The organism is Paenibacillus sp. JT22N12, assembly GCF_056269365.1.
Genome location: NZ_JBWDNU010000003.1, coordinates 144,317 through 169,742, shown reverse-complemented (window position 1 = coordinate 169,742; position 25,426 = coordinate 144,317). Strand labels below are relative to the sequence as shown.

The 25,426-nt window shown below is 52.2% G+C and carries 19 protein-coding genes; 12 read left to right on the top strand and 7 right to left on the bottom strand.

Going from position 1 to position 25,426, the window contains the following annotated elements:
- Positions 1–613: 613 nt before the first annotated feature.
- Positions 614–811, bottom strand: a complete 198-nt coding sequence (locus AC0YOA_RS12150) for a hypothetical protein (RefSeq protein WP_475786782.1) — start codon at positions 809–811, stop codon at positions 614–616.
- Between the two features lie 315 nt (positions 812–1,126).
- On the opposite strand from AC0YOA_RS12150, the gene AC0YOA_RS12145 reads away from it, so the two are divergent.
- The 9 genes from AC0YOA_RS12145 (at position 1,127) to AC0YOA_RS12105 (ending at position 14,506) form a co-directional block, all read left to right on the top strand.
- Entirely contained in the window at positions 1,127–1,297 is a 171-nt protein-coding gene (locus AC0YOA_RS12145; RefSeq protein ID WP_475786781.1) for a hypothetical protein, read from the top strand.
- Between the two features lie 226 nt (positions 1,298–1,523).
- Entirely contained in the window at positions 1,524–5,378 is a 3,855-nt protein-coding gene (locus AC0YOA_RS12140) for a glycosyl hydrolase family 2 protein (RefSeq protein WP_475786780.1), read from the top strand.
- 83 nt (positions 5,379–5,461) lie between these two features.
- Positions 5,462–6,727, top strand: coding sequence for a ribulose-bisphosphate carboxylase large subunit family protein (locus AC0YOA_RS12135; RefSeq protein WP_475786779.1), 1,266 nt, complete (start codon positions 5,462–5,464; stop codon positions 6,725–6,727).
- A 341-nt stretch (positions 6,728–7,068) separates the two neighbouring features.
- A complete protein-coding gene (locus AC0YOA_RS12130) occupies positions 7,069–8,061 on the top strand; it encodes an ABC transporter permease (RefSeq protein WP_475786778.1) in 993 nt (330 codons plus the stop codon).
- 27 nt (positions 8,062–8,088) lie between these two features.
- Positions 8,089–8,970, top strand: coding sequence for a carbohydrate ABC transporter permease (locus AC0YOA_RS12125; RefSeq protein ID WP_379113713.1), 882 nt, complete (start codon positions 8,089–8,091; stop codon positions 8,968–8,970).
- A 194-nt stretch (positions 8,971–9,164) separates the two neighbouring features.
- Complete coding sequence (locus tag AC0YOA_RS12120; RefSeq protein ID WP_475786777.1) at positions 9,165–10,760, top strand: extracellular solute-binding protein; 1,596 nt, start codon at positions 9,165–9,167, stop codon at positions 10,758–10,760.
- A 132-nt stretch (positions 10,761–10,892) separates the two neighbouring features.
- Complete coding sequence (locus AC0YOA_RS12115; protein ID WP_475786776.1) at positions 10,893–12,746, top strand: sensor histidine kinase; 1,854 nt, start codon at positions 10,893–10,895, stop codon at positions 12,744–12,746.
- The gene (locus AC0YOA_RS12110; protein WP_475786775.1) at positions 12,718–13,512 is read left to right on the top strand and encodes a response regulator transcription factor; all 795 of its coding nucleotides are present in this window, start codon (positions 12,718–12,720) and stop codon (positions 13,510–13,512) included. The genes AC0YOA_RS12115 and AC0YOA_RS12110 overlap by 29 nt, the downstream gene beginning before the upstream one ends.
- 115 nt (positions 13,513–13,627) lie before the next feature.
- Entirely contained in the window at positions 13,628–14,506 is an 879-nt protein-coding gene (locus AC0YOA_RS12105) for an ROK family protein (protein WP_475786774.1), read from the top strand.
- Between the two features lie 104 nt (positions 14,507–14,610).
- Here AC0YOA_RS12105 and AC0YOA_RS12100 read toward each other — a convergent pair whose 3' ends face one another.
- From AC0YOA_RS12100 to AC0YOA_RS12085, 4 genes are all read right to left on the bottom strand, one after another.
- Positions 14,611–15,039 carry an SRPBCC family protein gene (locus tag AC0YOA_RS12100; protein ID WP_475786773.1) on the bottom strand — a complete coding sequence of 143 codons (429 nt, stop codon included), beginning with the start codon at positions 15,037–15,039 and terminating at the stop codon, positions 14,611–14,613.
- 160 nt (positions 15,040–15,199) lie between these two features.
- Positions 15,200–15,376 (bottom strand): GrpB family protein, encoded by a 177-nt coding sequence (locus tag AC0YOA_RS12095; RefSeq protein ID WP_475787375.1) that lies wholly within the window; start codon positions 15,374–15,376, stop codon positions 15,200–15,202.
- Between the two features lie 114 nt (positions 15,377–15,490).
- Complete coding sequence (locus AC0YOA_RS12090) at positions 15,491–15,958, bottom strand: phage tail protein (protein ID WP_475787374.1); 468 nt, start codon at positions 15,956–15,958, stop codon at positions 15,491–15,493.
- A gap of 198 nt (positions 15,959–16,156) precedes the next feature.
- Positions 16,157–16,486 (bottom strand): ArsR/SmtB family transcription factor, encoded by a 330-nt coding sequence (locus tag AC0YOA_RS12085; RefSeq protein ID WP_475787373.1) that lies wholly within the window; start codon positions 16,484–16,486, stop codon positions 16,157–16,159.
- Between the two features lie 215 nt (positions 16,487–16,701).
- On the opposite strand from AC0YOA_RS12085, the gene AC0YOA_RS12080 reads away from it, so the two are divergent.
- A complete protein-coding gene (locus AC0YOA_RS12080; protein WP_475786772.1) occupies positions 16,702–17,124 on the top strand; it encodes a DoxX family protein in 423 nt (140 codons plus the stop codon).
- 690 nt (positions 17,125–17,814) lie between these two features.
- Here AC0YOA_RS12080 and AC0YOA_RS12075 read toward each other — a convergent pair.
- Both AC0YOA_RS12075 and AC0YOA_RS12070 read right to left on the bottom strand, forming a co-directional pair.
- Complete coding sequence (locus tag AC0YOA_RS12075; RefSeq protein WP_475786771.1) at positions 17,815–21,132, bottom strand: fibronectin type III domain-containing protein; 3,318 nt, start codon at positions 21,130–21,132, stop codon at positions 17,815–17,817.
- Between the two features lie 433 nt (positions 21,133–21,565).
- Positions 21,566–22,111, bottom strand: coding sequence for a superoxide dismutase family protein (locus tag AC0YOA_RS12070; RefSeq protein WP_475786770.1), 546 nt, complete (start codon positions 22,109–22,111; stop codon positions 21,566–21,568).
- Between the two features lie 444 nt (positions 22,112–22,555).
- Between AC0YOA_RS12070 and AC0YOA_RS12065 the strand changes: the two genes are divergently transcribed.
- Positions 22,556–23,674: a sensor histidine kinase gene (locus AC0YOA_RS12065; RefSeq protein ID WP_475786769.1), complete on the top strand. Its 1,119-nt coding sequence runs from the start codon at positions 22,556–22,558 to the stop codon at positions 23,672–23,674.
- Between the two features lie 375 nt (positions 23,675–24,049).
- Positions 24,050–25,423, top strand: a complete 1,374-nt coding sequence (locus AC0YOA_RS12060; protein ID WP_475786768.1) for a diaminobutyrate--2-oxoglutarate transaminase — start codon at positions 24,050–24,052, stop codon at positions 25,421–25,423.
- Positions 25,424–25,426: the final 3 nt, after the last annotated feature.

The following is a 25,426-nucleotide window of genomic DNA, read 5'->3' as shown; positions in this document are numbered from 1 at the left end:
TTCCAAGATCCCAATCCCATCCGTAGCTAAATATGATGGAATCACTATATTCATTGCGACTTTCAGAGCAACAAACACTATAAGTGTTCCAACTATCCAGAATTTCATTTTGCCATTTCCCATTTTTCCGCTTTTGTTAAGAAATATTACCCACCCTTGAATTAACCCGGATATGAAGCCCAATACAATTATCAACAATAGTAAAATCCACTCTTTCGTTCCAATGTCTTTTTATCGTAAGCGCCCACACGACCGACAACCAGCAGCATCGCTCCGATAAGAAATATTCTGTCTAAACCTTTCATGGCTATGCATCTCCTTTGTGAAATTTTAAAATAGTACGTCTCCTACTTTTCAACAGCGAAATAACTTCGTCTAGGAAGCTGAAGCGATACGTCTCTTAACTGAAAATTGGGTAAGCTTCGAATGTCTAAGGCCAGCATTCCGTGTCTCCTTAATCAAATTGTGTATTTCGTGTATGCACAATATATCATGCGGAGATTTATTAAGTCAATTATCAAATGTTTTTTCCATAGGCATTCATTTTTTTATTACAACACTATAAATTTTCATGGGATCAATGAACAGAGAATGGTTTTTTATTCTTTAAGGCTTATCTAACTGTAAAAATGTTGTCTTTCCAGTTACGCATTTTCACTAAAACACTTGAAAAGGCTACCTTCCATCCCCACACATTGCGCAGCAAAAGCGAATAACTGAGCAGCAGCAGAAGAAGCATTTCGCCGCGCAGGTTGTGATTACCGGTATTGTACGTACGTTCTTTTCTGATGGCAAAATCGTCGGAATTCACAAAACATATCTCCTCAACTTTCTACGGAAATGAAGCAGAACTTGTTCAATAAGTTATTTGGTTTACAGACGAGCTTCCGGAAGGCTTAACAGCAGCAATGTATTTAATGTATTTATCAGACAGGAGCAGCCCAGTCAATATTAAGGCAATCATGAAAACGGAACATACATACCCACAAGCAAAAAGAAGTCGGTTCAGCCGTATGAATTCCCGCACTTGACGAAATGTACACGTCAGTATCGGCAGCTTATAGGACCGCTGGAATAAAATGCAAGCCATCTTCTCATACTAAGGGAGAAAATGGAGGTGAATGATATGAATGACAATAACGCCGATCCAAAAACACAGCGAGCAGATAATCGTACGGATAAGCATGACAATCAACAGAATGACGATAATTCCACTGAAGATAATCAGACGCTGACAAGTGAAAATGCTGCCGATAAAGTGCCAAGCCTGAATGGTGTTTTCAAAAATAAAGTTTAATCTTCAGCAGGCTTCAAAGTGGCTGATCAGGGTGTTAGAGACCTGATCAGCCATTTTTTTTTGCAGTTATTCTCCCTTTTAGTTTACAAGATAGGATTTCCACCAATTCAATACCGGCCCCCTCATTAAAAATCAGCATGCGAATATGAAAATCGTTCTCTATAATCTCCTTTCGGGAAGCGCTAACATAATAAATAGTTAACTATGGAAAGCGAGGCTTCTATCGATGGGTTTAGAGCAGATGCAGCAGCGTTTTGCCAAGGCTGATCCCCGTTATGGGCCTGTGCCGTTCTGGTGGTGGAGCGGCGAGGAGATAACCGAGGAGAGAGTGCGTTGGCAGCTTCAGAAATTTCATGCCGGGGGCATGCGAAATATCGGCATTATTCAGCTTGCCCCGACAGGCCCGCAGTACGGCTCCGTCGGCGATCAGCCGGTATTCTTCAGCGAAGGCTGGTGGAGGTTGTTCGAGGTGGCGCTGCGGGAAGCGGAGCGCCTGGGCATGTATTTGTGGTTCTACGATCAGATCGGGTTCTCCGGCGCCAATCTGCTGGCCCGCATCGTAGCCGATCAGCCGCAGCTTGCCGGCTATCAGCTGCGCCGGTTCCAGTCGGCCGATGAGATTCCCGAAGGCTCTATGCAATTGACCGAGCAGGGCGGCTATATTTATGCGGCGGTCAGGCAGGGCTTCAACTGGCTCGATCCGGAGGCGGCGGGCCTGCTTATTGACCGCATTCACGGGGAATTCGAGCGGCGTTTCCCGCATGATCTCGGCAGGACGCTGGCCGGCAGCTTTCAGGATGAGCTGCCGCCGCTGCCGCTGTGGACGCCGGAAGTATCCGAAGCCTACCGCAAGCGGTATGGAGAAGAGCTTACGCCTTTAATTCCGGCGCTGTTCGAAGATGCACCAGGAGCAGAAACGGTGCGCAGAAGAGTCTACCGCCTGGCCGCGGAGCTTGCGGAGCAGTCGTTCTTCATCCCGGTCGGTACCTGGCATGAGAAGCATAATATGCTTATCGGCTGCGATCAGGCGGGCCCGGCCAGACGCGTTGAGGTCCACGGAGCGCAGCGGCTGTACCTGGATTATTTTCGGACGCACCGCTGGTACAACTCGGCCGGAGCGGACATGGACGGTGAGATCAAGCCGCATTCCTCGATGGTCCACCTGCATGGCGGCAAGCGGGTATGGCTGGAGGCGTTTCATTCCAGCGGATGGGGCGGTACGCTCGAAGAGACGATGCATTGGCTTGTCCCCTGGTTCCAGGCTGGCGCCACGCTGTACAGTCCGCATGCTGTGTATTACAGTACGCGGGGCGGCTGGTGGGAGTGGGCGCCGCCGGATACGGGCTGGAGGCAGCCGTATTATGAGCATTACCCGGTATTCGCCGATACCGTCAGCCGGGTATGCGGCCTGCTCAGTGAAGGGACGCATATAGCGGATGTGGCGGTCCACTATCCTTCCTATGCGGTATGCGGGCTGATGACGCTGGAGGATGGCGGCAGGGATGAGCATCCGATGGCTGTATCCAACCGGGTTCCGAATGACGCGGTCGGCCGCATTGATCAGGTGTACAAGCAGCTGACCGGCAGGTGGAACCGCAAGGAGCTTGACGATGTAGGTGAGCTTCGCAGAATCCGCCGGGATTACGATATCGTCGACGATTCCGCGCTTGCCAAGGGATCCTGCGACGGGAATCAGCTTGCCATAGCCGGAGAACGCTTCTCGGTCGTCATGCTGTGCGGAACGACCGTAATGGATGAAGAAGCCAAGCGGAAGCTGGAGGAATGGATCGTCCAGGGCGGCTGGGTCGTAGCGGTTGACGTCCCCGAAGGGGAGAGGCAGCTTGCGGGCGCGGATTATGTGGATACGCCGGAAGAGGCGGCTTTGCTGATCGATGAGCGACTGCCCAAGCGGATTATAGGGGACGGCATGACGCTGCAGCGGCAAACGGACGATGCGGATATTTTCCTGCTGCTGCCGCCGGAAGGCCTGCTGGCGATGCATCAACCGGCCGGGCCGGAAGCGGTCATGCCGGGTACGGCGCCATATCGGCTGCGCACAGCCGGTGAGCCTGAGCTGTGGGATCCGGTGGCCGGCAGACGCAGACCGCTTCCCCATAAACGCGCCGGAGAATGGGTCGAGCTGGAGATTCCATTCACTGATTGGCCTGCCGCTCTGATTGTTTCGATGCTGGAGAAGGGTTCCCGGACGGTTCTGGAAAATCGTGCGGAACCGGGAGGCCAGCCGGCCCGTTCCGTGAGCCTGAGGGCCGCTGATCCCGCCGAAGCGATACCGGATGGAACAGGCCGGGAGCTGGACGGCCCTTGGAACGTTACGGCTGTTCCGACGCTGGATAACCGCTATGGCGATTTTGACCTGCATGACGGGCAGACGGCACTTCTTGGCATTGAGCGCCGTCAGTTCAGGGTCAGTCTGGAGCGCGGAGAATCTGAAGGCGAGCAGGCGGGCTGGCAGCGGCCGGAATACGACGACTCGGCATGGCTCGACAGGCTGTGGAGCGAATCGGCCTACTGGCTGGCCTGCAAAGGAGACCGCTTCCGGGAGGATTCCGCCTGGCCTGTGGTCTACAGCCAAACATTCGGCGATCTGTCCTTCCGTACCTGGGCCGGAAGAATGGGCAGAGTTCCGCGCCGCTATCTGAATCTTGGACGGGCCGAGAAGGGCGAGATCGTCTGGGCGCGGACGCATGTCATTGCGCCGGAAGCCGGACGGTACTGGATTCGGGCGGAGAGCAATGCGGAATTGACCTGCCGCGTGAACGGCCTGGTCATTGAATTTGCCGGCGGCCCCGAGGAGCAGACGGCCTGGGTTGAGCTGGACTCTGGCAGCAATGAGCTGCTGATCCGGGCAGCGGCGCTTTCCTCAGGATTGATCCGGGCCGGAATTGAAGTGAACAGGCAGGCGGGGCAGCCATTGCCCAAATATGTCTATGTGCAGAGCCCGAATTTGAAATCGGCGCTGGCCACCCAATTGAAATGCCCGCCTGATCGTCCAGTGCGGCAGGTCCGGATCGAGTTCGCGGCACGGGGCCGGGCCGCTCTCCATGTGAATGGCAGCATCATTACCGAGCATGGAGACTTCAATCCGTATATCCGCCAGGGACAGGAAGAATTGGATGTCACCCAGTGGTGGCGCAGCGGACTCAATGAGGTCGGAATAACGCTGCCCGAGGGCCGCGGGGAAGTGCTGATAGACGGCATTATCGATTATGAGGATGGGGGAAGGACGGTATTCTGCACCGGGCCGGACTGGCGCGACGAACAAGGACAGCCGCCGCTTGTCTACCATGAAGCGGTGCTGCAGTTCGCCGAGACGGAGACGCTCTGGATCGCGCCGCGTCCCCATCCGCTTAAAGGAGTGGGCTGGCTGATGCCGGATTCCGTTCCGGTGAGCGAGCCCCTGCCGTTCCATGCCGATTCCTCTGCGATCGGCAGACCGGTGTGGATCCGCTTTCCTCTTCCGGCGGGAGCGGACCAAATGGAGCTGCGCCATACCGGACGGGCGCGGATTTGGCTGAACGGCTCAGAGATTGCGCTGCGCGGCGGCAAAGCGGTATTCGCCCCGCAGTCCGCCGGAGCATGCGTTGCCGTCCGCATCGAGCCGGACGGCGCCGAATCCGAAGCGGCGGTGCTGACAGCGCCGATCCGCTTCCGCACCTCGCAGGTGCGCGGCGAGCTGGGGGACTGGCGCACAGCGCTTTGTTTGCCGCATCATAGCGGCGTAGTGGAATATGAGCATGCCTTCCACACGGACAAGCAGGGCGTATTCACCCTTGACCTCGGACATGTCCGGGGGACGGCGGAGGTGTGGGTTGACGGCAGGCCTGCCGGCGTTCGTTTATGGCGGCCATACCGGTATGCCTGCGGCAGTCTGGAAGCGGGTCCGCACCGGCTGCGCATACGCGTGACCAACACGCTTGGCACCCACTATGAAACCGGCCGGCCATCCAGTGTAGTCGGAGCGAACAACGCCATCATGTACTGGACCCGTAAGGATGAATCCGCATGGCAGCCGATCTTCCCATCCGGAGGGTTGTATGGACCGGTGAGAATCAGTGAGTAGCGGGCTGACATGAGATGCCCCTGGAGCGGTGCCTGCTTTCCGCCGCTCCCATCCAACGATTATGAAGAGAGGAGAGTCCATCATTGAAGCAAAGTCAGGAACGCGTAGTCGCGGTTTATCTGGTGGAAACGCCGTATTCCCTGGAGTATGCGGCCGGGATATTGGCAGGCGAGCAGTCGACGGGCACCTTCACGGCGGTGCCGGGAGAAACGGATGATCTGAAGCGCGAATTTGGCGCAGTAGTGGAAGGCATACGTCCGCTCGAAATTGTGGATGTGCCGTCACTGCCGGGCGCGAGTGTTCCGGCCGGTCACAGCGGCGGCTACCGCAGGGGAGAAGTGAGGATTTCCTTCCCGCTCCATAATTTCGGGCCGTCCATCCCCAATCTGATGACGGCGGTGGCCGGAAACCTGTATGAGCTGCAGGAATTGTCCGGGCTTCGACTTCTCGATCTCGAGCTGCCCGAAGCCTTCGTCCGTGCCTACCGCGGACCCCGGTTCGGCATTGAAGGGACACGGGAATTGTGCGGCGTATCCGGCAGGCCGATTATCGGGACCATCGTCAAACCCTCTGTCGGGCTGCCGATGGAGGCGCTCGGCCGGCTGATTACGGAGCTTGCCTTATCCGGACTGGATTTCATCAAAGACGATGAGCTGAACGCGGATCCTCCTTATGCGCCGTTCGCGCTGAAGGTGGAGACGGTGATGAAGGCGGTCCGCCGCGCGGCGGACCGGACGGGCAAGCAGGTTATGTACGCCTTCAACATTACGGGGGATATGGACCAGATGCGCCGCAATCACGACCAGGTGGTTCAATCGGGAGGCAGCTGCGTGATGGCAAGCATCAACAGCATCGGCTTCACGGCCCTGACCGAGCTGAGCCGGTACAGCGAGGTGCCCATTCATGGGCACCGCAACCAGTGGGGAATGCTGACCCGCTGTCCTCAGCTGGGTATGGATTTTCGCGTCTACCAGAAGCTGGCCCGCCTTGCCGGAGCCGATCATATCCATGTGAACGGCTTGCGCAGCAAGTTTTACGAGAGCGACCAGTCTGTCATTCATTCGATCCGTTCCTGTCTGACGCCGCTTGGGGATACCCGGCTGCCAATGCCGGTTATTTCTTCCGGGCAGTGGGCCGGGACGGCGGTTGATACTTACGCCGCGACCGGCACCGTCGATGTAATGCATTTGGCGGGCGGAGGCATTCTGGCGCATCCGGACGGACCGACGGCGGGAGTGGAAAGCATGAAGCTCGGGTGGGAGGCGGCTGTAAAAGGCGAGTCGTTGGCTGCGTATGCGGCCAGACATCCCGTTCTGCAGCGCGCCATCGACAAATTCGGCGCCAAATAATGAAGGAGCGGCACTCCAGCAAGGAAAATCCTGCTACTATCCATGCTGCCCGCGGGATTTGCCCCTGTAAGCGGGAAAAACCGTACTGCGGCCCTGAGCCCGGGCCAGTCAGGCTGCAAGCGGCGCGCCAGCAGTGATCCTTAGACTAGTCAGAGGGCAGCCTATTTACCGGCTCGCTTCACTCCTTGCGCAGGTCATCTCACACTGGAAGCGGTTTCTTAAAAATCGACATGCTTTTCTTATTTTTCTTCAATTTCGCATCAAAGCCAGCCTCTGTAAGATAGAGATACAGCATGGCAGCGGTTTCAATTTATTGTGGCTTCGGAAAGGAGAGGAAGGCCTTGAGCGCAGAATTAAAACAATCCCCCTTGATAACCGCCTCCTCGCAATCGGCTTCCTCCGGTTCGGTCTGGAGGCGGTTGAAAAAAGAGAAATATCCGCAGATCTTCGTTTGGATCGGGATTCTCCTGCTTGTCATTTTTCACTTCCTGCCTCTGTTCGGGATTCTGATGGCCTTCAAGGATTATTCGGTCACGGATGGCATCCGCGGCATTTTCACAAGTCCGTGGGTCGGGTTCAAATATTTCGAGGAGTTTTATAACGACTACCAGTTTCACAATATCGTGCGCAACACATTGGCGCTTAGCCTGCTTAAATTGGTTTGTACCTTCCCGGTCCCGATCCTGTTTGCGCTGATGCTCAATGAGGTCAGAATTCACTGGTTCAAGCGGACCATACAGACTGTCAGCTATCTGCCGCATTTTATTTCCTGGGTTGTCGTATACGGGTTTATCGTCGTTTTCCTTTCCGGCGAATCCGGCATGGTCAATCATTTTCTCATGTCGGTGGGCATTATCGATGAACCGATCGGCTTTCTGACCAACCCGGATCATTTCTGGGGCTTGGCGGTGGGAAGCGCGATCTGGAAGGAAATGGGCTGGTGGACGATTATTTTTCTCGCTGCGGTATCGGGAATTGATCCCTCCCTGTACGAGGCGGCGCAGATTGACGGGGCTGGCCGGTTATCGCGGATTTGGCATGTAACCCTCCCCGGCATTAAGGGAACGATCGTCGTCGTCTTGATTCTTGCCCTGGGCAGCCTGCTCGGCGGAGGGCTGGTCGGTTCGAATTTCGAACAGGCGTTTCTGCTGGGGAATCCGCTTAATGCCGACAAATCGGAAATTTTGCAGACGTACGCGTTTCGGATGGGGCTTGCGCAGGGGCGTTATTCCTTTGCAACCGCCATTGATCTGATCCAATCCGTTATTTCAATAGTATTGATTCTCTCAAGCAACTTCATCGCGAAGAAAACGACGCAATCGGGTCTGTTCTGACCGCTTAACGAGAAAGGAGGCAGCATCTTGGCTAAACGCACCTTGGAGGACTGGCTGGTTGACAGCGTTAACTATATATTGATGGTCCTTGTTTTTCTCATCACCTTCTACCCGTTTTTCTACCTGCTTGTCGTTTCCTTCAACAAGGGGATGGATACGGCTCTCGGCGGCGTTTATTTTTGGCCGCGGGCCTTTACCCTGGAGAATTACAGCACATTTTTGAATGATCCTGACTGGATCAAGGCATTCTTCGTCAGCGCAGCAAGAACGGTCGTCGGCGCGGCTCTCGGGTTATTCGTCACCTCGCTGGTCGCTTACGGCTTGTCCGCCAGGCAGCTGCTGTTCAAAAAATTCTACTACATGCTGTTTATCGTCGGGATGTACGTATCGGGAGGCTTGATTCCCTACTACGTGGTTCTCCGCCAGCTTCATCTGCTCAATACGTTCTATGTCTTTGTGATCCCGACGATGCTGAACATCTTCTTCTTGATTATCGCCGTTTCGTTCTTCAGGGATCTTCCGCCCGAGATGGAGGAATCGGCCAAGATCGACGGAGCCAGCGAATGGACGATTTTCAACCGGATTATTTTGCCGGTATCGAAGCCGCTCCTGGCCACGATGGCCTTGTTTCTGGGCGTGTCGCAATGGAACTCATGGCTGGATTCGGCTTACTTTGTATCGAGCGATAATTTGCGGACGCTGACCTTCAGGATGATTGAAATCATCAACAAGGGCAATATTCCGCTGGACAGCCGCAGTGCGGAATATGCGTCCCAGGTAGCCCAGGTTACCCCGTTTTCCCTGCAGGTCACGGCGATGGTCATCGCGGTCGCGCCCATCATATGCGTGTATCCGTTCCTGCAGAAATATTTTGTGAAAGGCACGACAATCGGAGCCGTCAAAGGCTGAACGAACTAAGCTGGTATATTAAATGGAATGGCATTCACTGATTCATTCATTCCATCGATATAGATTTTTAACTTTATAGAGATAATAAAGGTTTACGCCATTAAATCTCTATAAAGGTTGAGGGAAGAAACCTGCCTCTGCCGCCGGAAGACGGCGGAGCCGGTTCTTCTTAACCGATAAAGGGAGGAAATAAAATGTTTACCACAAAGAGATGGCTTGGCGTTCTCGTTGTACTCTGTCTGTCACTATCGCTCGCCGCTTGCGGCGGCGGCAATAATGGCGCTGGCAATGCCGGCAGCGGCGATGAGCCGCCGGTGAGCAGCAATGCGCCGGCATCCGATAATGGGGAAGGCAGCCCGCAGGCTCAGAAGACATTAACCATGTTTGTCGATTTTCCGTGGTGGCCGATGAGCGATTGGAGCGGAAAAATTCCGGAAGCCATCACGACGGCAACGGGTGTCACAATCCATGTTCAGGTAGCCTCCGACGCCAATCAGCTGCCGCTGATGATCGCATCCGGCGAGCTTCCGGATCTGGTGTTTACGTACGACCATATTTCCAAAATGTCGGATTCCAAGGTATCCTACCCCTGGCAGGAGCTGATCGACAAGTATACGCCTGATTTCAAGATCGACGACCTGACCAAGGCCGTCAACACGGTGTCCGACGGCAATTATTATACGGTGCGCGATGGATTCTCTCCGCCAGGCGAACTGGCCAAATATCCCAAAGCCCTGTTCCGGGGAGGCGGCATGGCGCTGCGCACGGACATCATGGAGGAAATCGGCAATCCCGAGATCAAGACGCTGGATGATTTCCTGAATGTGCTCGGCACGGTCAAGGAGAAATATCCGGATATGACGCCGCTTGCGCTGACGCCCGGACAGATTGATTCTTATTTCCGTCTGCAGCTCGGACTGCCGCGTTTCGGCTTCACGGAGGTCGAAGGCAAACCGGCTTATTTCATCGGCGAACCCCGCCAGCTGGAATATTATCAATTTATGAATGAATTATATACGAGAGGATTCATTACCGCCGACCAGTATACCTGGAAGGATCCGAATCAGTCCAAGCAGCTGGCGCTGACCGGGAAGGCGTTTGCCTGGGAATATACCGAAACGGCGGCAGAAACGCTTAACGCCGAGCTTGCGAAGAACGGGGCGGCGTTCACGTATACGCAGCTTACGCCAATGCTTACGGACAAGGCCGCGCTGATTAACAATAATCCCGGCTGGGCAGGAGTATTCGTGACGAAGAGCAGCAAGGATCCGGAAGCGGCGATCAAGTTCATTGAATACATGCGCAGCGACGAGGGTACGCGTCTTGGCGACTGGGGTATCGAAGGCGAGGATTACAAGATGGCGGATGGCGGCTATCCGGTATTCAGCTACAATACCAACGATTTGGATGTTGTGAAGAAGAACGGATTTGTGTATTGGGGTCTCCTGGCGGATACCTACATTACGCAAGGGTTGGCCCGTTACCAGCCGGAGAATCAGCCGCAATCCACCGCCGCGATGGAAGCGATGACCAAGGTGTATCAATCCGATCCGCTGCTCGGTACGCTTGTGCCGGAAGTCGGGTCGGCGGAAGCGGTCATTCAATCCAATATCGACAATATGATCAAGACGGCGGAAGCGAAAATTTATCTGGCCAAATCCAAGGAGGAGGCGGTTAAGGCCTATAATGAAATGATGGATCAAGCCCGTAAAATCGGTTTGGACAAGCTGAACGAATGGGCGGTCAAGCGTTACGGGGAAGCCCAAAGCAGAATTGATACGAATCAATAAGAACCATAAATAAAGGCGGAGACAAGCATGCCATGCTTGAGCTCTGCCCTTTATTGCTTTTTGTTCTCCAGGTCAAGGAATAACCTTTCCTTCGGCCATTTGCGATTGTTTCGATTGTGAAAACCATGTAAGATGAAAATCACAGCTAGTCAATTCAAGGGAAAAGTAGTGAGAGATTTGACGCTTTTTCATAAAATGGTGCAGCGCTTCCGCGATATGCGGATCGCCAGTAAAATGTTTGCCGGTTATTTCGTGCTCGTCCTGCTGCCGACGATCGCCTTCAGCTCGATATTTTACAATCAGTTTTACACCAATATTTTCAAGGATTATTCTCAAAGCAAGCAGCATCTGATCGAGCAGGCGGCGGGCAGCCTTGAGGTCAGCCTTGCGCAGACGGAATCCATTTATAATTTGTTTCAATACAATCCGGAGGTTATCGATTATATCGGCGGTCACTATATGTCCGACGCGGATCAGGTGTACAATTATCTCAAAAGCATCCGTCCCGTATTCAACTTCGCTTATTCCGGCAATTCCTCCATCAACTCGGTGCGGCTCTATATGTATAACGAGCATGTGCTGCCGGTTGCAAGCGAGGTGGGGTACTACAGCGATTTGAAAAATACCGACGTGATCAGCAGACTGAAAACGCTTCCCATGAACAAGGGCTTATGGATCGTCGAAACGCATCAGACGGATACGATCCCGTCCATGACGTATTACCAGAAAATTTACGACAGCAGCTTCTCAATTGAGCTTGGCATTATGGAAGTCAATGTGAAGCCCGGCATTACACAGGATTTCTTCAATTCGGTATCCTCGGTTCCGGACCGCAATATTATGTTTTTCCAGGAGGACCGGATTCTTTACCGCGACATGAATATGAAGCTTTCCGAGGGGCAGACGGCCGCGATTCTGGGTCGCCTGCAGAAGCAGCCGGGGTTTTATTACTGGAGCGAACACAAGCTCTTCGTCAATTCGGTAGCCGTACAGGGTCTGCCCTTCCGCATTTTGCTGATTAATGGAATTGACGAGGCCTTCTCGGATATGAGGGAGAAGACGGTCGGATTTGCCGTCATCATTATCGGGCTCTTGGCGCTCTTGTCTCTTATTTACTATCTGACCGTGTCGATGCTGACCAAGCGGATCGTTCGTCTGGCCAAGCATATGCGCAGGGTCGATCAGAATAATTTGATGGAATATGCGGGAAGAGTGGATCAGGACGAGGTCGGCCTGCTTACGGTTTCGTATAATTCGATGATCCGGCGGATCGACGATCTGCTCAACCGGGTCCACCGGGCCGAGCTGATGAAGAAGGAAGCCGACTATCAGGTGCTTCAGGCGCAAATCAAGCCGCATTTTCTCTACAACACACTGGAATCGATCCGGATGCTGGCCGAGCTGAACGATGACGAGGAAGTCGTGGAGGCCATCTATACATTCGGGCGGCTGCTGCGCTACAGCCTGTCCTCCGGCGAGAACGACACGCCGCTGGAGGAGGAGATCGAGAACATCAAGCATTATTTGCAGGTGCACAAGATACGTATGGAGGATAAGCTGCATTTCCGGTTCCGGGTGGAAGCCGAAGTCCTGACGGTGCGCTGTCCGCGGTTTATTCTGCAGCCTCTCGTTGAGGATTGCATTGTGCACGGCTTGAGCAAAACCCGCAGGGGCGGAACGATCGATGTCCATATATGGCAGGAGAATGAACGCATTCATATCACCATTGCCGACGACGGGGCTGGGATGCCGCATGACCGGCTGGAGATGATTCGCGGCGTGCTGGCAAGGCGCATAAACAAGGACCTGCTGCAGTCGACCGGGTCGGGTATGGGACTGTATAACGTAAGCGAGCGGATGAAGGCCTATTTCGGCGAGGACAGCATCTTCGAGATTGAGAGCAGGACCGGCGAAGGTACGTGCTTCACGCTTATTTTCCAAATCAGGAGGGATTCCCATGCTGAATCTCATGATCGTGGACGATGAACCGATTATCATCAAGGGACTCACCAATATCGTGGAGAAATCCAATATCCCGTTCAAGGAAATCGTCAATGCCTGCGACGGGCTGGATGCGCTGGAGAAAATGGCCGCGTTCAAGCCCGATCTGATCATTACGGATATCGAGATGGCCGAAATGAACGGACTCGACCTGATCCGCGAGGCGCAGGACAAGCAGCTGTGCAAGCGCTTCATTATCCTTACGGGATATGAAGAGAAAATTTATTTGCGGGAAGCGATCCGGCGCAAGGTGATCGACTATCTGCTCAAGCCGATCAATAAAGCGGAGTTTCTTAATCTGCTGTCGGAGGTGTGCCTGGAAATTGTGCATGAGCAGAGCGCGAACCGTCCGAAGACGGCTCTGGCCGAGGAGAGCCCGCTGCTCCCGGAGGGAAAAAGATGCCAGATGTCGCGCAATATCCGCAGAGTCGTCGAATACATTGACCGGCACTTCACTCAGGACCTGTCCCTCGATATGATCGCGGTTCATGTCGAGCTGCATCCGAACTATATCAGCGGCCTGTTCAGGAAGGAAACGGGTCTTACCTTCATTCATTACCTGCATTTATGCCGGATCAGGAAGGCCAAGCAGCTGATGCTCTCCGACGAGGATATCTCCTTTCAGACGATTTCGGAGGAAGTCGGGTATGAGAATGTCCGCCATTTTTTTACTGTATTCAAGAAATATGCGGGCGTGACGCCCGGCGAGTTCCGCGAGCTGTACCGCCAGACGCTGCGCGAGATCCATTAGCCGGATTTTCAAAAAGCTCCGCCTCATTGTCAAAGGGTAGCTTGTCCTTTATTATGGTACTTGTGCATCGAACCTGTGAAGAATCTATCCTTACCCTATAATGGAGGACAATTGAATGCGTATCGGAGCAATAGAAGCGGGCGGAACCAAATTTGTATGCGGAATCGGCAATGAGCATGGCGATGTTGAGGATCGGGTCAGCTTTCCGACGGAGCAGCCAGAGGTTACACTTGCTAATGTCATTAATTATTTCCGGGATAAACAGGTTGAGGCGATCGGAGTCGGCACGTTCGGGCCGATCGATATCGATCCATCCAGCCCGACATACGGCCATGTAACAACTACCCCCAAGCCAGGCTGGGGCGGCTATGATTTTCTGGGAACGCTGAAGAAGGAGTTCGACGTTCCGTTCGGCTGGGACACGGATGTGAATGCCGCGGCGCTTGGAGAGGCCACCTGGGGCGCAGCCAAAGGCCTTGACAGCTGCATCTACTACACGATCGGAACCGGCGTAGGCGTAGGCGTCTATACGGAGGGCCGCCTGGTGCATGGACTTGTGCATCCGGAAGGCGGTCATGTACTGGTGCGCCGTCATCCGGAGGATGCTTACGAGGGCTTCTGCCCGTACCACGGCGATTGTCTGGAAGGCATGGCGGCAGGTCCGGCCATTGAGAAGCGCTGGAAGGTGAAGGCGAGCGAGCTTCCGGTGGATCACCCGGCATGGGCGATGGAGGCATTCTATATCGGACAAGCTGCAGCAGGCGCGATACTCCTGTTATCGCCCAAGAAGATCATTCTGGGCGGCGGCGTCATGCATCAGCTGCAGCTGTTCCCGCTCATTCACGCGGAAGTGCAGCGCAATTTGAACGGCTATGTGAATCACCCCAGCGTCAAGGAAGGCATCGCGGATTATATCGTGTCGCCAGGACTTGGCGACAATGCCGGATTATGCGGCTCGGTGGCGCTTGGTCTTGAGGCGCTTAAGCGGGGTTAGTCCATATTTCAGGCTTATGAGGAGCCGGTTCCTGATGTACAGGAACCGGCTTTTCATTATTTATAGTATATAAAGCCAAAAGGAAACATTGAGATGGCGGATAATTAAAACTTACGTTTATGATAAGGGAGACCAGACCCCTCTTCACAGTAGGATTTGAGACTATAAAGGAAAATAGCCCAGTTGTAGTTACAAGAGCGAAAAAATGGCGTTACTTCTCTCCAGTTCATATGACGTAAAGTAATATAAGACTTCCCGTTCTTTTCTTCAATATCAAAGGAAATAATCGTACCAATCCATTCTGGATCTGAATCTATACACTGCCACATGACTTTTTTATTAGGGATCAATTCCTCTATTTTCATCTTAGTTATGTCATTGCTGCCGAATCGAAATTCATTAATAAAGCCAATTTGATTATTGATAATGAGTTCATTGGTCCATATTTCCGACAGTCCCTCAGCGGTGGTTAAAGTTTCATACACCTTCGACGCTGGAACATGTACGGTTTGCAAGTGCTCGATATTTGCCATGTCCTACCCCTTTCTATACCTTGGATATGGTTATTAGCAGTTTCATGCTTATGATAACATGTAATGAATATAATAGTTTCTTTTGGATTGCTATGTCGGCAATTAGGCACATCATCTCCAATCACGATATTACCCGTAATTATGGATCGAATGTTATCTATCAAATAAAAAAAAGACACATGCTCCTTGGAGCACATGTCTTAACCGATCCTGTCATCGTTTTCGCATAGCCTTGCCGTACACATAAAATTAATATATCAATAATTGGTTTAGCTAACATCCTGGGGACTGATGTGCTACCAAAGTGCTGAATGTCTAAAACGGTTTCTTTAAATATAATTGAAAGAATTGATTTCTCATTATGTTAGCGCAATGCGGTGCAGAGCAGTGTTGCAAAAACAAAATAGCGATGGATCGGATCCACCGCTATGCTTGCGCTTTTTGCTTATTTTTAATACTCGCCTTTAATTACAAAAAACGAGCCTCGAATTGTCCCGGCTAGTTTAGACTTCTGTCTGGCAAACTTAAACTTCTTCTCTTCTAACTCCTTTGGTACCCCCATCCCCTCAGAAAGCTTAAAACCAACGGCCCGTTTCTTAGGATCATCAACCGTATACATGACATTGACCGCTAGACCATCCTCATAAAAAACGAAGGCCCATTTGATATTTTCCACTTGAAAACGTGACGTTTCTAAAGGTTTGGCTGCAAACTCAATATCACGTTCTACTTTCAAAATTCGGTTCACATAATCAAGTGTCTCCTGGCTTTCGCTAGCTGGTACAACCGTAAATTCATGCTTGTATTTGTTCATAAAGTAACGGGCTTCATTAGCACGTAAACCAGCAAGCGCTTCTGCTACTGGTGAAGACTCTAAATCAATCGTAGACACATTTTTAAAATCAACGATATGGGACATTTCCATCCTCCTCGTATTATAGATGATGCCGTCCCATCCTTCGACCGGTTCCCTTCGGAACTGATAATGATGGCCGACAATCGGTTTGAAATCGTTGTCCATGACCCATTTCGCCAGCTTACTATAGTCGGTCACGGCATCCCACGCCTGCTTGATAGAACTTTCGAACTTAAAATCGAGCGATAGATCGATCTTGCTTTAGTCCTGTTCCTCCTTAAGAAGCTGGTCCAGGCGAACCATATTTTGTTTCCAAAATTTCTCGTAGTACGACAACCAGTCCTGGAGTTCCTTCAGCGGTGCGGGATTGAGACGGTTTCGCGTCTCACGGCCGACTTTACGCTCGGTGACAAGGCCGACTTCCTTCAAAATCGTCAAATGCCCGGAGACTGCGGTGCGGCCCATCGTAAAATACGGAGTCAACCGATTGAGTGGCAATTCATCCGCATCCGCCAGCAGTCGAATGATTTCGCGCCGGGTCGGATCGGCCACGGCATAATAGACATCCCGTTTCTGTGCAACTGCGCTCATCATCACCGACTCCCTCGTATGAAATGAAATTAAAAAGATTAGTCCTCTGATTATAGGACAGTAAATAGTGTCTAGTCAATAGGTCCACCTTCCTTCCAAAGAGAACCAATTGATTCATGTGAAGATGAAAAATCATTATTGACAAGACAGTAAATGGTGTCCTATAGTTGATTTCGACAGTAAATGGTGTCCAATAGACTTTGAGGAGGAAACAAATGAGCAAGATTGTCGATGCGGTAACAACCTCAAAAGAAGAAACCTATCCCCGTGGAAAAGTTGTCACCTATTGGGTTACAACGGCGCTGCTTGCATTCGTTGAGGGGAGCGGAGGAATTGGGGAACTAAGCCATCAATGGGGAACGCTCGATACAGTGGAGATAGTAGAGTATCCGGTGTACTTGCTGACCATTCTCGGGATTTGGAAGGTGCTTGGAACGATAGCCATCCTCGTGCCGGGCTTTCCGCGGCTTAAGGAATGGGCGTATGCAGGCATTTTCTTTGGAATGACGGGCGCAGCTGCATCACATGCATTCGTGGGGGACTACGGGGCTTATGCGTACCATATTTGGAGCACTCTTGGTCTTGCAATCCTAGCTCTCGCCTCGTGGGCGCTACGTCCGAAGAGCCGCAAACTTTAAGGAGGTGATGAAATGATCACCGTCTATCTTGAAAATACGTTACCTTAAACCATCCATTCAAAGCGGGGAGAAGGTGATGTGAACGAGAAAATCCTATCAAAAGAGGACCATGAAGAATTACTTTGAGACCGTTGTGGGATTCAAATCTTAGTATCTAAGTCACACCGAGTAACCAACAGTGTGGTTCTGTGCAAAACTTATCTGACAAGGAGATGACATCATGCAAGCACGCATGAAAAACCCTGCAATGATCATATCTGACGCAATGAAGGCAATTCAGTCTTTAAATGCCGCAGTGCACAAGGGCTCAATATCAGAGACAACTCTGCATCTGGCTCACTTACGCGCGAGTCAAATAAACGGCTTCCGGCATGCGGTCATGTACGTCTTTAACGAGAACATTTGGATCCTCTCCCAGTCGTGGAAACCAGACTGAGGCGCTGCTCTGAAGCCAAGACATCTAAGCAAGAAAAACAAAACAAACGACCGTCGAATGGGTCGTTTGTTTGTTTTCCTTTTTTTTTAGCTGGATCGAAACATTTGAGCTGGGGAGTCAATCAGATCTGTGACCTGCCGGCTCTCAACAAAATCAATACCAACCATGGCCGTTGCTCAAGTGGATCGTGATGCTTATCTCTGGGAGTGCTTGATCCTCCCCTTGCCGATATTCAACGGAAGACCAGCCCATTTTCAGTGTCCGGTTGCTGCTTTCCATCTAGCGGAATTTGTGACCGAGCCAATGGAAGGGATCAGCGCAGCGGTGTCCGCAGATACGACGGACGCTCCGAATAAAGCCAGGCCAGGCTGATTTGCCAGGCTTAGCCCGCTCGCCATATTGACATCGCATGTTTTGTAATAGCCGACGGCTGGATCCGTGCCGAAATCATGATTGGAGCACATGACGGTATTCGTAAATGTACCGTAGACATAGCTGCCGTTCGCGCCGTAGCGGACTTCCTTCGTGCCTGCAAAGTTGCACGGATTGTTCTCGCCTGCGCAGTTGACCCAGTTGGCTGCTGCTGAGCCCGTGGTCGTCACGTTCAATGCATTGCTCGCCGCCGACACATTTCCAGCCGCGTCTTTGGCTTTCACCGTGAAGCTGTATGGCGTGCTCGCCGTCAAACCTGACACCGTGAAGGTCAATGCGCCGGTGGTGGAGCCGGCCAGCGTCCCGTCTTTATAAATGTCATAGCCGGTGACGCCGATATTGTCGGTCGAGGCCGACCAGGACAGGCTGACGCTCGTATTCGTTTTCGATGGCGAGGTCAGGCTTGCCGGTACGGAAGGAGCTTGCGTATCTGCTGATGAATTCGTCGTCACGTTAAGCGTATTGCTCGCTGCCGACAGATTGTTCGCGGCATCCTTGGCCTTGACGGTGAAGCTGTAGGCGGTGTTTGCAGTAAGGCCGGACACGGTGAAAGTCAGCGCGCCTGTCGTGGAACCGGCCAGCGTGCCGCCGTTATAGATGTTGTAGCCCGTTACGCCGACATTGTCGGTCGAGGCCGACCAGGACAGATTGACGCTTGTCGTGGTCTTCGAAGGCGATGTCAGACTTGCCGGAGCTGCAGGCGCCTGCGTGTCGCTGCTTCCGCTGCCAGCCATATTGACATCGCAGGTTTTGTATTGTCCGGGTGCCGGATCGACGCCGAAGGCGTTGTTGGAGCACATGACGGTATTCGTATAAGTGCCGTAAACATAGCTGCCTGGCGCGCCGTAGCGCACTTCTTTGGTGCCAGTGAAGCTGCACGGATTGTTCTCGCCCGCGCAATTGACCCAGTTGGCGGCTGGATTGGTCGTTATGCTCACAGAATTGCTGGCAGCCGACAGGTTGTTCGACGCATCCTTCGCTTTTACGGTGAAGGTAAAGGCTGTGCTTGGCGCAAGCCCGGTGACGTTGAAGATCGTCGCCCCCGCTCCTGTCGTGGAACCCGCCAGATTGGATCCGTTGTAGATGTTATAGCCTGTTACGCCGACATTATCCGACGATGCTGACCAGGACAAGCTTATGCTGGTATCCGTCTTCGACGGGGAGGCCAGGCCGGACGGTGCCGTAGGCGGCTGTGTATCACCGGCGTCGGTTGTCACGTTCAGCGTGTTGCTGGCGGCTGATATATTGCCGGAGGCATCCTTCGCCTTGACCGTGAAGCTGTATGCCGTGCTTGGCGTTAGGCCCGTGATGGGGAAGGTTGTGGCGCCTGCTCCGGATGTTGATCCGGTCAGCACGCCGTTCTTATAAACATCGTAGCCGATCACAGCGACATTGTCGGTCGAGGCCGACCAGGACAGATCGACCGTAACGTTGGACTTCGTCGGCGCGGACAGATTCGTCGGCGCGGAAGGAGCAGTCGTGTCCGGCGGGCCTGTAAAGACGGTAATCGTCTGCTCCTTGACGCTTGCCCGTCCGCCGTTATCCCATACCCCCAGAATGACATGGTACGTACCCGGCTTCTGATACGTATAGGTCGGACTTGCGGCCGTAACGGGAAGGCCTTCCCCGAGATCCCACAGGTTCTCGACGATCGAGCCGTTATCGGTCGAGGTGTTCGTGAACGTAACAGGCTGCCCGAGCTGTACGGTAAGCGGTGCCGTGAAATTCGCAACCGGCTTCGCGTCGCTGAAGCCGCGGCTCGTAAGCTGCGTATTCGTGCCGTTGCCGCTTACGGTGTTGCCGCTCCACTCGAGATCAGCAGCAGAGGACGGATATTGATCGATTGACGGTCCGCCGTTTCCTGTGATCGTGTTGTTGATGAAGCTCAGACGGTCGGTACCGCTTGCCGTCGTGATCTCGATCGCTTTCCGGCCGTTATTGATGATCTGGTTGCTGTCGAACACGATGTTTCTGGTATCGCCGTGAATCCGGACGGCATTGCCGTCATAACCCGGGTAAGCGGCGGCCGGATTGCCGATCGGACCGTTCTGCCAGATGTTTTTGTAGAAATACTGATACTGTTCGATTTCTCCTGTACCTGTGCCCTGGAGCTGCATGCCCCACATGACGATGTTCTTGACCGTGTTGTAGTTCCACAGCTGATAGCCTGTACCGGGCGACTGCTGCATGCCTACCTGCTGGCCGCCGTCGACCAGGTTGCCTGATGTGATGCCATGGTCAACCATGACCTCAAGGCCCATGTTGCCGACAGAGCCGTCGGTCGCCTTGACGGTGTTATTGCGCACTGCGATGTATGCCGAGCGTACCGCGCTGATCCAATGGTCGACATTGTTGTTCTCCACAATGGAATAGTCGACACCGGTGTGCAGCTCAATGCCGAGTCCTTCCATCTTCTTGCCGGTGCCGGTAACCGTATTGCCGCGGACAATGGCGTAGGGGCTGTCGTCATTGACAAAAATCCCGCCGCGTCCGGTATCTGCGATCGTATTGTTCTCAATCAATGCATGATCGGATCCCCAGCCCACGCGGACACCGCCGCCCCAATCGGAGTTTACGCCGGTATTTGTCACGATGTTGTCGGAGATCTCAAGGTTGGTGGTCGTAATTCCGTAGAGGGCAAAAGGGCCGAAGCCGGATGAAGCGGCTAAATCCTTGACTCTCAGATGCCGCATTTTGTTGCCGTCGCCGAATTCGGATGTGACCGCGGACAAAGCAATCGTACTGTTATTGCCGTCGAGCGTCATGTCTGACACTTCCGCGTTCGTTACATTATATAAGTGAAAGAATGTGGTATCCGAAGTTGACGTGAATTTGACGGTCGTTGAATCGCGTCCTGCGCCGGCGATCTTGACGCCGGACTTGCCGTTTACCTTCCCGGACAGATAATAGGTTCCGGCCGGAAGGCTTACGGTATCGCCGCTCGCGGCCGCATTGACGGCGTTCTGGATCGCCGTTTTGTCATCCGCCGTGTCGCTTCCGTTTGCGCCGTAAGCGGTTACATTAATGGTGGCGGCTGAAGCAATCTGCGCCGGTATGACCGGCAGAATTACCGATAGCGCACAAAAAACACTGAGTACCCTCATCTTCAGTTTACGGGGTTTAATAGCCTTGCTCCTCATCTTCATTGATCCCTCGCTTTCGTTATTTGCTGCTCTCTTAAAACTGTCATGCGCCTAATACTCTTTGTATTACGACAACCGCACATCCGTTCTTCCGTGCTTCGTGACCGCCCTCCTCTCAAATCGATCATGTCATTCTTTGGAAAAATCGTAAACTGTACAAAAACATACAAACTGTACAAAACCTGCAATCCGGATTATCAAAATTTCGATTTCCAGTACATTTCGGTGTCTGGATTACGGCCATCGGACATACCCTCCAAACAATAAAGGGAGCATAAGACGGATCTCTCGACCGAATTCGAATATTTTACAGCTGGAATATTTCGTTTCTTTGTTTGAGCAGCGCCGGAGTCCCAGCTTCCCAAACAAGAACGGAAACAGCAAAAAAGCCAAATCCCCTAAAGGAATTTGGCTTCACATGCTGTATATGCTATTGGATAGGCCCGCAAGCAATCCGGTTGCCGGAATTGCCGGAAGGATCGGTCACATAGTCATCGGCCTTCTCGTGAATGATGATCGCTGTGCCGCCAGGTTTGCGCAGAGAATTGGCTGCGTCTTTGGCCAGGGTAACGTTTTTGCTCTCCATATCGGCCTTGACCGTTCCATCTGCTCCAACTGTTATGTTCAGCAGGTCGCCATCATGAAATCCTTTGGGATTATTAAATCCATGCTCCTTATTCCGCGGGTTCAGATGTGCGCCTGAGGAAGTGAAGTCCGGGGTCTCGCATTTTCCGGTTTCATGGAAGTGAATGCCATGGACGCCCGGCGGGAGATTTTTGGCTTCGATATGAAACAGGACTCCCTCGCCTTTCTGGGTAAGTATGGCGGTGCCGACGGCTTCTCCCTTGGTGTTGATCAATTGTACGGTCACCTTCGCTTCCATGTGATCTGCATTGGCCTCCGGGACAAGGATTACGGATCCGATCAGAAGGAAGCCAAGCAAATTCATACAGACTGACACGATGATTTTTTTCATTGATTTTTGTCCTCCTGGATGCTGGTTTTTTGAAAATATAAGAAAGTATAAAACTCCTCCATACTTCGCTTATATTTCTGAGGGAAGAAACTTGCTGCGCCACCGAATGACGGGGCCGTCAAAGAGATTGGCGCATGTCAAATTCTTCTTACGGATTAGCATTTCCTTTTCCCTGGCAAACAAAACGTGTGAGCCCTGTTTTAAACTTTTAGCGTCATTAAGTTTCACGCCTTTATAGGACGATAAATTTGGGGGGAGATGCTTGCTGTTCTGCCAATGGATGGCGACATTCCTTACTTTTTGTCGAAAAAGCTTGCCCAGTGCACTATTATTAATCTCTCTGAAATTAAACTGTAATATTATACAATATCTGGGTGACTCATAGTTATGCAGTCTGATATACTGAAAAAAAAGGTGATTATACGGGCGGGAGAAGGGTTTATCATGAGTTTTGAGAAGGAGTTAACCTATCTCTTCGAGCAAAAGGAAAAATTATTTTCCAACTGGTTCGGTTCCATCCACGAGAATTGTCCGGATTTTTATTCTTTTTCCGATCTGCATACGCAGGTGAATTTATTTTTTCAATTCAGTACGGAGCTTGAGCATCCTATTGAAAACCATGCTTTATTTGATACGATCCCGGAGTGGTGCAGGAAATCTATTCACGAGGACCTTCCCATTTCCCATGTTCTGATCAGCTCCCACTGCTGGAGAAACGCGATTATCGAAATTTTATATACTTATGACGGTTCGAATGCTGCATTGGAGCTTATTATTTTGCTGCTGACCAGACAGGATGCCTTCGATAAGAAAGTAAGTGAAGAGTTCTGGCAGCTTTCCAAGAAAATCATCACGGACAAGGACGCCAAGATCAACGAAATTCATGAGGACCGGATTCAGTTGATCGGGAAGATGGCATCCAGCATGGCTCATGAAATAAGAAACCCTTTGACAGCTATCCGGGGGTTCCTGAAATTAATCCGGTCGAATATCTCGTCGGAAATATCGAATAAAATAGGTCACTATATCGGCATTATCGAAAATGAATTTGAATCGATAAATATGCAAATTACAGGCTTCTTAAGCTTCTCGAGAAATCGCAAAATCGAAGAAGAGATGATGGACTTCCCCGTGTCTGCAGTAGTCGCAACAACCCTGTCTTTATTAAATCCCCGAATCATCAGTGAAGATATCAGCTTCACCACCACGTATGAGAATGACTTCATCTTCAACGTTCAGAAAACGGCCATCCAGCAGGTATTATCGAATATTATCAATAATGCGATCGATGCACTGTTTGCGATCGAGCAGGGCAAAGAAATAAGTATCGTATGCAATGAGGATGCTGATCATTTTTATATGATTATCTGGAATAATGGTCCTGAAATACCGGAGAAAATGAAAAGTGAAATGTTCCTGCCCTTTGTAACGAATAAAGAATACGGGACAGGTCTTGGCCTGGCCATCTGCAAAGAAATCATGCTTCGCAACAACGGGGACATTATGTTCAGTTCAACGGAGTTTGAGACAACATTCACCTTGTCCTTCCAAAAACCGCTATAGCCTCATCACAACCAAATGACAGAATAACGGCCAAAGCTGATTTCGTATCAGCTTTATTTTTGCGTTCAGGGCGGGGTAATTTAATGGTCCCCGTATTCTCCCAGCTGCCTGAAACGCGGGCTTTAGAAATAAATCGGGCCTTCTATAGTCTGCTATTGTCCAAATAGAGGTCTTAAATGTCCATGGCTAATGGAGATTTATCCCATATAATAGGTAATGAGAATGAATCTCAATTGAATGAAGAAATCAGGATAAATCAATTCCGGAGGGGAGTCGTGGCAGAACCGTATTGATAATGATAATCAATATCAAAATTTACAGCTGCTGAAGCTTTGCGCCTAATTCTAAGAATCATACAAATTGGAAGGAGAGATTATGATGGTTGAAGCATCCGTTATGGAACAATCGAAAAACAAGATGTATCTGGAAAGTCAGGAGGCCCGCGAATCCAGCGCCCGGTCCTACCCCCGGAGGCTTCCGATTGCCATTCTTGAAGCGGAGGGCATTCACATCAAGGATATGGACGGCAAAATCTATTACGATTGCCTTGCCGGAGCCGGGACGCTGGCGCTTGGCCACAATCACCCGGTCGTCATCGAGGCGATCAGACAACTGATCGACAACAAGAGGCCGCTTCATACACTGGATCTGACGACGCCGCTGAAGGAGCATTTTGTGGACGAGCTGTTTGCAAGCCTGCCGGAGGAATTCGCCCGGTCCGCGCGCATTCAGTTCTGCGGGCCGACCGGCGGAGATGCCATTGAAGCGGCAATCAAGCTGGTGAAGACCGCAACCGGCAGACGCAGCATCCTGTCCTTCCAGGGCGGATACCATGGTTCGACCCATGCGACCATGAGCCTGAGCGGCACGCCGGGACAGAAGGAGAAGGTGCAGGGTCTGATGCCTGATGTTCATTTTCTGCCGTATCCCTATGCCTACCGGTGCCCGTTCGGAGCCGGCGGCGATCAGACCCATCTGCTCAGCAGCCGCTACATCGAGAATTTGCTGAACGATCCGGAAAGCGGGATTTTGCCACCATGCGCGATGATTTTTGAAGTGGTGCAGGGAGAAGGAGGCTCGATCCCGGCGCCGGTCGAATGGATCCGCGAGATGCGCCGGATTACCAGGGAGCATAATATTCCGCTCATTATAGACGAGGTGCAGACCGGAATCGGGAGAACGGGGAAGCTGTTTGCTTTTGAACACGCGGGCATCATTCCGGATGTGCTGGTCCTCTCCAAAGCGATTGGCGGAAGCCTGCCGCTGTCGGTGATGATTTACAATGATCAGCTGGATGTATGGAAGCCGGGGGCACATATTGGAACCTTCCGTGGCAACCAGATGGCCATGGCGGCAGGGCTGGCTACGCTGAAATATGTCAAGGAAAACGACATACCGGCCAAAGCGGAAGAACGGGGCAAGCAGCTGATGAGCCGGTTGAACGGGCTGAAGGAGCAGGCCGCCTGTATCGGCGATGTCCGCGGAAGAGGATTAATGGTCGGCGTGGAAGTGGTCAACGAGAACGGCGGGCTGGACCAGCTGGGCCATTATCCGGCCTATCCGAGGCTGGCAAGCCGCATTCAGCAGGAATGCCTCAAGCGGGGCCTGATCCTGGAGGTGGGAGGCAGGCATTCCTCGGTTATGCGCTTCCTGCCGCCGCTGATCGTAACGGAGGAGCAGATCGACGACATTACCCGCATCTTCGGGGAAGCCATTCTGGAAGCCTCTGCGGCTCTCTCTGTGGAATGAGCG